The following is a 13,470-nucleotide window of genomic DNA, read 5'->3' on the forward strand; positions in this document are numbered from 1 at the left end:
ATATATTTGCATTTGATATATTTGCATTTGATATATTTGCATTTGATATATTTGCATTTGATATATTTACATTTGATCATTTGATATATTTGAATTTGATATATTTACATTTGATCATTTGATATATTTGAATTTGATCATTTGATATATCTGCATTTGATATATTTACCGCTCAAATTCACTTCTATATTATTCCAAAAAATCCGCAGATGTGCCCCGCACATCGAGACCTACCAACGCCCTCCCACCCTCACTCTCGGCTCAACCTTCCACATCCAATACCGTCACATACCTATAACGGCCTCAAGACTTTTTCACTCTCAACAACCCCGTCAGGCCGTTCTCCTCCATCGGCTCAACCTTTCGTTCCCAGCACCGTCGCATACAGACACAAGTCAACCAAACTCCCGTCCTCCACAACCAAGCACTCCTAAAAAAAGCCCGAGGGGTGTGCAGAGGGGCCGCGGCTTTGCGGCCCCTTTGCGGTTTTCCTTTTTTCCTCAAAAAAAATACTGTGCGCCATTCGCCAAAAAAGCAAACGCCACACAGTATTTAAAAAAAAGTATTTCTAACCTCTTGTTACTTTACTTAACAACACGCACCCTGTACATTCCCTCAATCTCCTTGAGTTCATCTAACGCCTTAGCAGACGCCGCACTCTCAAGATCTATAAGAGTATAAGCAAACTCCCCTTTACTCTTATTCGTCATATCCGCAATATTCAATCCCTCAGATCCAAGGATCTTGGTAACCTGACTGATCATATTCGGTGTGTTGCTGTGCGCAAGAGAGATTCTTCCAACAGCCACACAGGTACCCATATCACAGTTCGGATAATTAACTGAATTTTTGATATTACCATTCTCAAGGTAATCGCGGATCTCCTTTACAGCCATCTCTGCACAGTTTTCTTCAGATTCCTCTGTAGACGCACCAAGATGCGGAGTTACCAGAATACCCTCACGTCCTGCAACTGTCTCATTTGCAAAGTCAGTTACATACTTCTTAACCTTGCCACTCTCAACAGCCTCGATCAGCGCATCCTCATCAACAAGAAGATCTCTTGCAAAATTCAGAAGAACTACGCCGTCCTTCATCTTATCGAAAGCTTCTTTGTTGATCATCTTCTTAGTGCTGTCAAGAAGCGGCACATGAATGGTGATATAATCGCACTGGCTGTAGATCTCATCCAGGCTCTTGCTGTGCTTGATGGTTCTGGACAGGTTCCATGCTGCATCAATAGAAAGATATGGGTCATAGCCATATACCTCCATGCCAAGACCGCATGCTGCGTTTGCCACCATGGCTCCAATGGCTCCAAGACCGATGATACCAAGCTTTTTGCCGCTGATCTCGCATCCTGCGAACTGTTTTTTCTGCTTCTCGGCAAGCTTGCCGATGTGCTCTTTATCTTTCTCCTGTGCAACCCACTCGATACCTCCTACGATATCTCTGGATGCAAGGAGCATACCTGCAAGTACCAGCTCTTTTACGCCGTTTGCGTTAGCTCCAGGCGTGTTGAATACAACAACACCCTTCTCTGCATACTCCTTAACCGGAATATTATTGACGCCTGCACCTGCACGTGCAACTGCACAAACGCTCTTCGGCAGCTCCATGTCGTGCATTTTTGCACTTCTTACAAGGATTGCGTCACACTGGTCAGCGGTCTCTGTTTTTTTATAATTATCGCCAAAAAGTTTCAGACCTTTTTCAGCGATCGGATTCAGGCAATGATACTGGAACATTATGCATTCTCCTCCTCGAATTTTTTCATGAATGCAACCAGTGCCTCTACGCCGGCCTTTGGCATGGCATTGTAGATGCTGGCACGCATTCCGCCAACAGTACGGTGTCCTTTCAGGTTTACAAGTCCTGCTTCAGTTGCCTCTTTAACAAACTTGGCATCCATTTCCTTGTCACCGGTTACGAACGGTACATTCATAAGGGATCTGTCTTCCGGAACTACAGTTCCTTTGAACAGCTTGCTGGAATCCAGGTAATCATAAAGGATTTTTGCTTTTTCCTCATTGCGCTGCTTCATCACTTCCAGACCGCCCATCTTCTTCAGCCATTTGAATACTTTTCCGCATACATAGATGCAGTAAGCATTCGGCGTATTGTAAAGAGAGCCTGCGTCTGCATGTGTCTTATAAGTAAGCATGGTTGGGGTTCCCGGAAGAACATCCTCTGTGATCAGGTCCTCACGGATGATCACGATAACCATGCCTGCCGGTCCGATGTTCTTCTGAACACCGCCATAGATAATACCATATTTGCTTACATCCACCGGCTCAGACAGGAAGCAGGAGGATACATCTGCTACCAGAGTCTTACCTTTTGTGTTTGGAAGTTTTTTGAATTTTGTGCCGTAAATGGTGTTGTTCTCACAGATGTATACGTAGTCTGCATCCGGGCTGATCGGCAGATCACTGCAGTCCGGGATATAGCTGAAGGTTTTATCTTCAGAAGAGGCGATCTTGTTTGCTTTTCCGTATTTCTGAGCTTCCTGATAAGCTTTTTTTGCCCACTGTCCTGTTACGATATAATCTGCGACCTTGTTTTTCATAAGGTTCATCGGGATCATGGCAAACTGCTGGGATGCTCCTCCCTGAAGGAAAAGTACCTTGTAGTTATCCGGAATGTTCATAAGCTCGCGAAGATCTTTCTCTGCAGTATCAATGATCTCCTGAAAAGCTGCACTTCTGTGGCTCATTTCCATAACAGACATTCCTGTGCCGTTATAATCCATCATCTCATCCGCTACTTCTTTGAGTACTTCCTCTGGAAGCACTGCCGGTCCGGCAGAAAAATTATACACTCTACTCATGTTTCTTCATATCCTCCTCGTCAAATACATCATCAAGGTTCGCACCAGCCGGTACCATCGGGAACACACTCAGATCCTGATCGATCCAGCAATCCAGAACGACAGGTCCCTCTGCTGCCAGTGCCATCTTAAGTGCAGGCTCCACATCCTCCATCTTTGTCACACGAATGGCTTTTGCACCCAGCGCCTCTGATAATTTCACAAAATCAACGGCGTCATCCAGTACTGTGGAAGAGTATCTCTTTCCATAGAAGAGCGTCTGCCACTGACGCACCATTCCCAGTACATGATTGTTCATAACAATCTGGATCAGCTGTCTGCCACAGCGTGCAGCTGTTGCCAGCTCATTCATATTCATACGGAAGCATCCGTCACCTGCTATATTTACAACTGTTTTTTCCGGTCTGCCCATCTTCGCGCCAATTGCAGCGCCAAGGCCGTAGCCCATGGTTCCAAGGCCACCGGAAGTAAGAAGAGTTCTCGGCTCTTTGTATTTATAATACTGCGCCGCCCACATCTGATGCTGTCCAACATCTGTGGAGATGATCGCATCACCGTTGGTCAACTCATAAAGCTTCTCTATAATATACGGACCTGTAAGCTGTGTGTGATCATAATTCAGCGGATATTTTGATTTCAATTCCTGGATATGTGCGATCCACTCCGGATGTTCTTTCTTCGGAATTTCCTCCAGAAGGCGTTTCAGCACTTCCTTCACATCACCGATCACACTGGCATCCACTTTGATATTTTTATTGATCTCCGCAGCATCCACATCAATCTGAAGGATTTTTGCATTATGCGCAAAAGTTTTGGTATTTCCTGTTACACGGTCACTAAAGCGTGCACCGAGAACAATAAGAAGATCGCACTCTGTTACGCCAAGATCGGAAGTCTTGGTTCCGTGCATACCTACCATACCTGTATAGAGAGGATCTTCTCCCGGGAAGGTACCCTTGCCCATCAGAGTATCGCAGACAGGAGCCTGGATCCTGCGAGCCAGCTCACGTACTTCCTGGTCAGCACCGGAGATCACACATCCGCCGCCAACAAAAATAAACGGTTTCTCTGCCTCTCTGATCATTTCCAGTGCCTGATCAATATCTTCTTTACGGATACTTTTGATCTCACGGTTAACCGTAGCCGGATGGCATGGCTCATATTCATATTTCATTCCTGTGATATCCTTCGGGACATCCACAAGCACCGGGCCGGGTCTTCCGCTTTTTGCAATATAAAATGCTCTTCTTAACGTATCTGCAAGATCTTCGATATTCTTTACGATGAAACTGTATTTTGTTACAGGCATTACGATACCTGCGATATCAACCTCCTGGAAAGAATCTCTTCCCAGGAGTGGTCTTCCTACGTTTGCAGTAATGGCTACCATCGGTACGGAATCCATGTATGCAGTCGCGATCCCTGTTACCAGGTTAGTTGCTCCTGGACCGGAGGTTGCCAGGCAGACACCCACCTTTCCAGTCGCTCTTGCATAACCGTCAGCAGCATGGGATGCACCCTGCTCGTGGGAGGTCAGTACATGTGTGATCTCATCTTTGTATTCATATAAGGCATCGTAAACATTCAGGATCGCGCCGCCCGGATATCCAAATACGGTATCAACGCCCTGTTCCTTCAGACATTCTACGATGATCTCTGCACCTGTAAGCTGCATATCTTTCGTTCCTCCTTATTTTGCTTTCGGTACTTCCAGGATCGCACCACGGTTTCCGGATGTTACCATGGAAGCGTATCTTGCCAGATATCCGGTTGTCACCTTCGGCTCTCTTGGCTGCCATTTTTCTCTTCTAGCCTGCATCTCTTCATCTGAAACCTTGATCTCCAGTTTCAGCTCCGGAATATTGATGCTGATGATATCGCCTTCCTCAACCAGTGCGATCGGGCCGCCTACTGCTGCCTCCGGTGATACGTGTCCGATAGCGGCTCCTCTGGATGCACCGCTGAAACGTCCGTCGGTGATCAGGGCTACGGAAGAACCAAGTCCCATTCCCACGATGGCAGATGTAGGGTTCAGCATCTCTCTCATTCCAGGGCCACCCTTTGGTCCCTCATAGCGGATGACCACAACATCTCCCTCTACGATCTTACCGCTCTTGATGGCAACAATTGCGTCATCCTCGCTGTCAAATACACGTGCAGGACCTTCATGTACCAGCATCTCCGGTACAACTGCAGAACGTTTTACAACACCACCATCCGGTGCAAGGTTTCCTTTCAGTACGGCAAGTCCGCCTGTCTTTGTATACGGATTGTCGATAGGGCGGATAACATCCGGATTCAGGTTTACACAGTTTTTGATATTCTCACCTACTGTTTTTCCGGTTACTGTCATACACTCTGTATGGAGAAGTCCCAGCTTGTTCAGCTCATTCATGACCGCATAGACACCACCGGCCTCATTAAGATCTTCCATGTAGGTCGGGCCTGCCGGTGCAAGGTGGCAAAGGTTCGGGGTCTTCTCACTGATCTCATTTGCAAAGCTGATATCAAAGTCCATTCCGATCTCATGTGCGATAGCCGGAAGATGAAGCATACTGTTTGTGGAGCATCCAAGTGCCATATCTACTGTAAGTGCATTTAAAACTGCCTCTTTTGTCATAATGTCTCTTGGGCGGATGTTCCTTCTGTACATTTCCATTACCTGCATTCCTGCATGCTTTGCAAGACGGATACGTTCAGAGTATACTGCCGGGATGGTACCGTTTCCTTTCAGTCCCATACCGAGAACCTCTGTCAGGCAGTTCATGCTGTTTGCAGTGTACATACCGGAACATGATCCGCAGGTCGGGCAGGTTTTGTTCTCGAATTCTTCCAGATCATCTGCTGTGATGGTTCCTGCTGCATAGGAGCCTACTGCCTCAAACATACTGGAAAGACTGGTTTTGTGTCCTTTTACATGGCCGGCAAGCATCGGGCCGCCGCTTACGAATACAGTAGGAACGTTGATCCTTGCCGCTGCCATCAGAAGGCCAGGTACGTTTTTGTCACAGTTGGGAACCATGACCAGAGCATCGAACTGATGAGCCAGTGCCATGGCCTCTGTGGAATCTGCGATCAGGTCACGTGTTACAAGGGAATATTTCATTCCAACGTGTCCCATTGCGATTCCGTCACATACTGCGATCGCCGGAAATACAACCGGTGTGCCGCCAGCCATTGCAACGCCGAGCTTTACAGCATTTACAATTTTGTCAAGGTTCATATGTCCCGGTACGATCTCGTTATAAGAACTTACGATTCCTACCAGTGGTTTGTCCATTTCTTCCTTTGTCATTCCAAGGGCATTGAACAGGGAACGATGTGGTGCCTGCTGTGTGCCTTTTCTTACGGTATCACTTTTCATTTTTAAGGTCTCTCCTTTTTATTCTTTACGATAGGATCCGGTATCTGTTTATAGACTTCCTCTTCCAGGTACCGGTTTTTTCTGTTCTGTTTCGTTTTCTTCTCTCTGTCCCGCTTTATTTATGCAATGGCATCTGCGATCAGATCGCCCATCTCTTTGGTTCCGACAAGCTTGCATCCGTCAGACATGATATCTCCTGTTCTGTAACCCTCTGTAAGAACGTTCTGTACTGCTGTTTCCACAGCATCTGCTTCTTTATCAAGATCCAGAGAATATCTCAGCATCATAGCAGCGGAAAGAATGGTTGCGATGGGGTTTGCCTTGTTCTGTCCTGCGATATCCGGTGCTGAACCGTGGCTCGGCTCATAGAGACCAAGCTTTGTCTCATTTAAGCTTGCGGAGGAAAGCATTCCGATAGAACCGGTCACCATACTTGCCTCATCAGAGAGGATATCTCCAAACATGTTTTCTGTAAGGATAACATCAAACTGCTTCGGATCACGTACCAGCTGCATTGCACAGTTATCAACCAGCATATGCTCCAGTGTTACATCCGGATAATCCTTTGCCACATCCTCCACTACACTTCTCCAGAGTCTGGAAGAATCAAGAACATTGGCTTTATCTACACTCGTAACCTTATTTCTTCTCTTACGTGCGATCTCAAATGCTTTAATGGCAATACGGCGGATCTCATTCTCATTATAAGAAAGAGTATCTACCGCTGTGCGGACTCCGTTCTCCTCAGTAGTCTTTCTTGCTCCGAAATAAAGACCTCCTGTAAGCTCTCTTACGATGATCATGTCAAAACCATCTCCGATGATCTCATCACGGAGCGGGCATGCATCACGAAGCTCATTGTAAAGATAAGCCGGACGAAGATTTGCAAACAGGTTCAGCGCCTTACGGATTGCAAGAAGACCTGCCTCCGGACGTTTGGACGGCTCCAGCTTATACCACGGGGATGTCTTGGCATCACCGCCAATGGAACCCATCAGTACTGCATCAGAAGCTTTTGCCTGGGCAATGGCTTCCTCTGTAAGAGGTACTCCGTGAGCATCAATGGATGCCCCTCCTAAAAGAACCTCTGTGTATGAAAATTTATGACTGTATTTCTCACATACTCTGTCTAAAACTTTTTTGGCCTCGGCAACAATCTCCGGACCGATTCCGTCTCCCGGAATCAGGGCAATCTTGTACTCCATTTTATTCACTCCTCCGATTTCCCCTGTGCTGTAAAATTTTAACGCACTGGTGTGGATAATTGTTATTATCATAACGCACTTTTCGACGGATTTCAACCTATTAAATAGATAAAGTTATTTCCGGAATGCAAAAAATAAACAGTAATTCCCTGTTTCTGCCGCCACAGAGACATACTTTCGCACACAGAAAAAAGAAAAACTGCCCTACCATTCCGGTACAGCAGTCTTTCTTTTTTTATCATATTCTGTTTTTCCTGATGATCTTCTCAGAATTTCCCGCTGGAACCACCGAAGGTATCACCGGAAGATGAGGTATGGGTGCTGGAACCACCGTTATTATCCTCATTTTTCGGTTTTGCGGATTTTGATACCGTACTGTAGAGGTAAAAATCATTACTTCTGGTCACATTCATACTGCCCTGCCGCACATAAGAAGCCGCCCGATCCTGTTTTCGCACAGTTTTCAGCTTTCTTCTCATATTTCCGGTCACCAGTAATCCTGCCACAAGCCCCACAGCAAGAGCGATCAGCAGGTTTATCCCAACCGCAAAAGGCTCATCCGGAAGGTTTTCCACATCGTATGGCTCTGCCTCATCTGCCTGCGTGATAAAATCATCGCATTCCGTGGCAAACTTATGAAACGCTTCGTTATAATCACCGTCACTTAAATAAGGCTTCACCTGATCCATGATGTAGGACTGTCCGGCATCCGTAAACACTTCTATCGCATATCCGTGTGTTGCAATGGCCCAGTTACGGTCTCCCATATCCAACAGGAATAAAATACCGTCACCATTTTCCCCCTGTCCATATCCATGGTCAATAAAATAATCCTCCGCATACGCCTGGGCTGTTTTTCCCTCAAGACTGTTAACGGTAACGACCACAACATCTACCTGATCCCGCTCACTGATCTCATCCAGAGTACTGCTCAGGCTCTCCTGCTGCTCTGCATCCAGAAGTCCCGCCTGGTCATCCAAACGGCTTACGGTGCCTGCCCATACTGGAAAAGCACATGCCAGACACAAAAGGATCGATATCAAAAATACAGATATTCTTTTTTTCATGGCATCCACCTCCCTACAAAGCCCAGATCAGATACAGGATAATATAAGTGATCACACCCACGACCCCCGTTGTTCCCAGGAACCATCGTGCAAAAGCGTTCTTGTCTGTAGGCAGATTTCCCACAAATTTCCCTGTCTGACCATTCATGGCAAATATGTAATTATCACCCTTCCACTTCGTCTGCAGGATCCATACGGGATATAACGCATATTTCGTTGTCCCGTTATGAAGCCGGATACTGGTATTCTCCGGTACCACACTGGCGTATCCTCTCACCGTATCCCGGAATGCAGCCTCTGTGCTGCGGCGGATACGCTCATTGGCACGTTCCTCACACTCGCTGGCTGTCACATCATATTTATCTGCAAAATATCCAGCCAGATACGCAGTCTGAAAATCCACCGCTTCTTTGAAATCAAAAGGCTCTATAGACTCCATCAGATCATTTTCCATGCTGGCAGAGCCATCCACCGGTACATGATCAAAACCAAGAGAACCACTTCTGTGTACTGCATAATAGCTGGTCTCCGTATAATCATAATCACTATCGCTCCAGAACCGGGTCTTTGTTGCACGGTAACGGATATCTGCGTCTGCGTCTGTGTCATACAGCCAGAACGGAACGTAAATGCCCTTAACCTCGCTGATATGATTCTCTGACTTAAATGCTTTCGGCAAAAGTCTCTTACCGGTAAGATGCTTTTTCAGCCTCTCCTTTGCCGCTTTCTTGTCCAGCTTAAACGGGATCACATAATCCGGCTTCAGTGCACCGGACAGCTGCCCGGTCATTACCACCGGACTTCCGCAAAACGGGCAGGCCGTTGCTGCCGTGTTGGCATCTCCCACGATCTCACCGCCACAGGACTTGCACACATAGGTACGCAGCCCCTCACTCTCCCCGTCCTGCCACTCACTGCCGGCCTCATCCGACCAGCTCATATCCTCAGGCTGCTCTTCCTCCACAGTCTGGGCATATTCCGATAACGTCCCGACATCAAACTCCGTATCACAAAACGGACACTTCATCTTCTGCACAGAACTGTCAAACTCTATGGAGCCACCACAGCACGGACACTTAAACTCCTGCATCTTCGCCATATATTCACCTCACTTCATCATTCTGTATCCAACAACCGGCAGGAGTTACCCTGCATTTTGCTCCTGACCATCTCTCTTTCTGATCTATACTGCATCCTCCGGTCCGAACGGATCACCGCACTCCGGGCAGAATTTCGGTGGATTCTCCGGATCTGCCGGTTCCCATCCGCACCTGCTGCAGCGATACTGCATCTTCTTCTCCGGTTTCTTCGCTCCGCAGTTCATACAAAACTTGCCTTTATTCACCGTACCGCAGGAACAGGTCCAGCTGTCCTCCACCGGACGCGATGCACCACACTCCGGACAGAATTTTCCCGAAGAAACCGCACCACAGCTGCAGGTCCAGGAACCAGCCGCAGCCCCTGCTCCGTTCCCTGCCGGCGAAACCGGCTGCGCTGCCTGCTGCTGTACACTCTGCTGCTGCGCCTGCTGTTTCTGGCCCATCTCAAACAACTGCTGCGCATTCAGACCACCTGCATTAGCAGCCATACCCATGCCCATAAAGCCAGTCATAGCCCCTGCTGAATTAGAAGCCGCAGCCTTCATAGCATCCGCCTGGGCCCCGGTCAGAGTAGCCGCAGCCATAGCAGGATCACGCATCATAGCCGTACGCTGAGCCTGCTTGATCATCTCGGCATCCTCATCCGGCAATGTCACAGAACCAAGTGCCACACTGACCACCTTAAGCCCACGAAGCTCCTCCCACTTGGCAGAAAGCACCTCATTCATGGCATTCTCCAGCTCCGTATTATGAGTCACGATCTGATTCGGACGCATCTCCAGCTCCGAAAGTCTTCCGAAAGCAGGCTGCAGCGCACTGATAAACTCCGCCTTCAGCTGTCCGTCCAGCTCCTCTCTGGTATATTCCCGCTCCACATTTCCACACACATTCGTATAAAAAAGAAGGGGATCCGCGATCCTGTAGGAATAAACACCATGACATCTCACAGCCACATCCACATCCAGCCCGATCCTGGAATCCACAACCCGGAACGGGATCGGATTAGCAGTACCAAACTTATTATCCACAAGCTCCTTGGTATTAAAATAATACACCCTCTGATCCTTACCCGTATCACCGCCAAAAGCAAACCTCTTCCCGATCGTATCAAAGGTCTTCCTGATTCCGTCACCCAGACTACCTGAAAAAATACTCGGCTCCGTAGAAGCATCATACGTATACTCTCCCGGATCCGCACAAACCTCAACAACCTTTCCCTGCTCCACGATCATCATACACTGACCATCCGCCACAGCGATCCCGCTGCCGCTGGAAATAATATTATCACTCCCATGCTTATTGGAAGACCTGGAAGAAGACCTCTTCATCCCCTTCACAACCATCACTTCTTTATCCATAGCCTCACAGTAAAAAAACTCCTTCCACTGATCCGCCAACGTACCACCCGCTGCACCCACAGCCGCTCTGATAAGACCCATAAATCCAACCCCTTTCTGAAAATTCATTCTTATTTACAATTTTACGATATTCCAAAGCCATCGTCACTCTCATTTCTGATAGTAACATCATTATTACACGAATTTTACCAAAAATCCACTTATTTCTATACAATATTACAATTGTCATATTCCCATCACATCCACAATTGTAGGCATATCCACACAGTCCATCCGCGCTGGCATCAAAGGCTATTCTAGGCACATCCACACAGTCCATCTGCGCTGGCATCAAAGGCTATTCTCCCATCACATCCGCAATTCTAGGCACATCCGCAATCCAGGCTGACAGCGCAGCGCCTCAGCCGTCCCCCCAACCAAACACAAACTCAGCCATTGCAGTCGTCCAGCGCAGCGCTGACGACCCACAACCAACCGTCAAACGACACTATTTCTCACCGGAAGCACCAGCCGGGGAAGGGGATGCTGGATGGCTCTGCTTCTGCAGGAGGGGAGCTGATTCTTGGACGGCGGGAATCTGCGTTGTTTTTCAAAAGTCCGCTGTCTGAGCGGCAGCAGGCCGCGAGTTCGGACTTTTGAAAAACGCTTTTAGCAGATTTCCGGCGTCCTAGAAGCCAGCCCCCGACGAAGCCGCAGACCAGCCAGCATCCCCTTCCCCGGCGTCCCTTCATCGTTCGTTCGTCCGTTCATCCACATACAAATACAAAAAAAGACACCACGTCACAAAAAAACGCAGTGCCTCTCTCATATTCAAGTTATTGCGAAAAAAGCATCAAGCAGAAGCCTGATCAGCCTTCTCAACCTCAGCAATCGCCTGCTTCCTCATAGGAATACGGCAATTCTTATTATTACCAAACTCAACAATAACATCTTCCTCAGTCATATCAATAACAACACCATAAAAACCACTGGTAGTAACAACACTGTCACCAACCTCCATGCTGTTCAACATAGTCTGAGTTCTCTTCTGCTCCTTCTTCTGCGGACGGATCATCATAAAATACATAATTCCAAACAGAACTACGATCCAGACAATACCAAGACCCGCGCTAAGTCCGCCAGCTGCCGCTGTAGATGATGCGATCATTTCAAATTCCTCCTGCTAAAAACAAATAATCTGCGGTACCCCCGCCGTTACTGACCTCTAAAAGTGTCACTTCGTACTATCATACACAAAAACCAAAAAACCTTCAAGAGTTTTCTTATAAAATCAAAGTAATTTACACAAATTTTATAAATAAAACTTACCGGTTCCCGTTGATCCTGCCTTCCTCAAAGCCTTCCAGACGCATCTTCTTATAAGCCGCAAAATTCCCTGCATCCAGCGCATCCCGGATCTCTTCCATCATATGATTATAGAAATACAGATTATGCAGAACACAAAGCCTCATGCCAAGCATCTCCTTCGCCTTCAGAAGATGACGGATATACGCTCTGCTGTAATGACGGCAGGCCGGGCACTGGCACTCCTCATCGATCGGTTTGGAATCCAGCTCATACTTTGCATTAAAAAGATTCATCTTGCCATGGTTGGTATACACGTGACCATGACGGCCGTTACGGCTAGGATATACACAGTCAAAAAAGTCAATACCACGCTCAACCCCCTCCAGGATATTGGCCGGGGTACCAACCCCCATAAGATACGTCGGCTTGTTCTGCGGCAAATGCGGAACCACCTCATCCAGGATCCGGTACATCTCCTCATGACTTTCACCAACTGCAAGGCCGCCCACTGCATAGCCGTCCAGATCCATCTCCGCGATAGCCTGGGCATGCTCAATACGGATATCTTCATAAACAGCTCCCTGGTTAATGCCAAAAAGAAGCTGGTTCTTGTTAATGGTATCCGGCAGACTGTTCAGACGAGCCATCTCATCCTTGCATCTTTTAAGCCAGCGTGTTGTACGCGCTACCGATTTCTGTACATAATCCCTGTCTGCCACACTGCTTGGGCACTCATCAAAAGCCATTGCAATGGTAGAAGCCAGATTTGACTGGATCTGCATGCTCTGCTCCGGTCCCATAAAAATCTTATGACCATCGATATGAGAGTTAAAATACACGCCCTCTTCCTTGATCTTACGAAGCTTCGCCAGCGAAAACACCTGGAATCCGCCGGAATCGGTAAGGATCGGTCTGTCCCAGTTCATAAATTCATGAAGACCTCCCAGCTGCTTTACCACCTTGTCGCCAGGGCGCACATGAAGATGATAGGTATTGGACAGCTCTACCTGTGTACCGATCTCATGAAGATCCACAGTGGAAACTGCACCTTTAATTGCTGCAATTGTTCCTACATTCATAAAAACAGGAGTCTGGATCGTTCCGTGGACCGTCTTAAACTCGCCCCTTTTCGCTCTTCCTTCTGTTGTGATCAGTTTATATTCTGCCATTTCATTTCCCTTCTAAAAACATTTTAAAGTTGTCTCTGCCCGGCATCTGCGTTACAGGTACGCCATAACCAGCTGTCGATGCAAATATCT

10 protein-coding genes and 1 pseudogene are annotated in these 13,470 nt (G+C 47.5%); all 11 read right to left on the reverse strand.

What is annotated here, in order from left to right:
* Positions 1-67, reverse strand: a pseudogene (locus DW694_RS17460) (pentapeptide repeat-containing protein); the annotation flags it as partial.
* A 517-nt stretch (positions 68-584) separates the two neighbouring features.
* Entirely contained in the window at positions 585-1,748 is a 1,164-nt protein-coding gene (locus DW694_RS10735; RefSeq protein WP_021651414.1) for a phosphoglycerate dehydrogenase, read from the reverse strand.
* Positions 1,748-2,830, reverse strand: a complete 1,083-nt coding sequence (gene serC / locus DW694_RS10740) for a 3-phosphoserine/phosphohydroxythreonine transaminase (RefSeq protein ID WP_015527147.1) — start codon at positions 2,828-2,830, stop codon at positions 1,748-1,750. Before serC ends, DW694_RS10735 begins: the two co-directional genes overlap by 1 nt.
* On the reverse strand, positions 2,823-4,505 hold the full coding sequence (gene ilvB, locus DW694_RS10745) for a biosynthetic-type acetolactate synthase large subunit (protein ID WP_015527148.1): 1,683 nt from the start codon (positions 4,503-4,505) through the stop codon (positions 2,823-2,825). The genes serC and ilvB overlap by 8 nt, the downstream gene beginning before the upstream one ends.
* Positions 4,506-4,520: 15 nt before the next feature.
* Complete coding sequence (ilvD, locus tag DW694_RS10750) at positions 4,521-6,194, reverse strand: dihydroxy-acid dehydratase (RefSeq protein WP_021651413.1); 1,674 nt, start codon at positions 6,192-6,194, stop codon at positions 4,521-4,523.
* 119 nt (positions 6,195-6,313) lie between these two features.
* Positions 6,314-7,399 (reverse strand): 3-isopropylmalate dehydrogenase, encoded by a 1,086-nt coding sequence (leuB, locus tag DW694_RS10755; RefSeq protein ID WP_022426085.1) that lies wholly within the window; start codon positions 7,397-7,399, stop codon positions 6,314-6,316.
* A 266-nt stretch (positions 7,400-7,665) separates the two neighbouring features.
* Entirely contained in the window at positions 7,666-8,466 is an 801-nt protein-coding gene (locus DW694_RS10760) for a TPM domain-containing protein (protein WP_021651410.1), read from the reverse strand.
* Positions 8,467-8,479: 13 nt separating this feature from the next.
* The gene (locus DW694_RS10765; RefSeq protein WP_022426084.1) at positions 8,480-9,565 is read right to left on the reverse strand and encodes a hypothetical protein; all 1,086 of its coding nucleotides are present in this window, start codon (positions 9,563-9,565) and stop codon (positions 8,480-8,482) included.
* Between the two features lie 84 nt (positions 9,566-9,649).
* Complete coding sequence (locus tag DW694_RS10770; protein WP_118752982.1) at positions 9,650-11,005, reverse strand: SPFH domain-containing protein; 1,356 nt, start codon at positions 11,003-11,005, stop codon at positions 9,650-9,652.
* 751 nt (positions 11,006-11,756) lie between these two features.
* Complete coding sequence (gene yajC, locus DW694_RS10780) at positions 11,757-12,071, reverse strand: preprotein translocase subunit YajC (protein ID WP_015527154.1); 315 nt, start codon at positions 12,069-12,071, stop codon at positions 11,757-11,759.
* A gap of 157 nt (positions 12,072-12,228) precedes the next feature.
* Positions 12,229-13,380 (reverse strand): tRNA guanosine(34) transglycosylase Tgt, encoded by a 1,152-nt coding sequence (gene tgt / locus DW694_RS10785; RefSeq protein ID WP_118752983.1) that lies wholly within the window; start codon positions 13,378-13,380, stop codon positions 12,229-12,231.
* Between the last annotated feature and the right edge of the window lie 90 nt (positions 13,381-13,470).

This window comes from Ruminococcus sp. AM26-12LB (assembly GCF_003480785.1).
In the GTDB taxonomy this organism is placed as follows: Bacteria; Bacillota; Clostridia; order Lachnospirales; family Lachnospiraceae; genus Blautia_A; species Blautia_A fusiformis.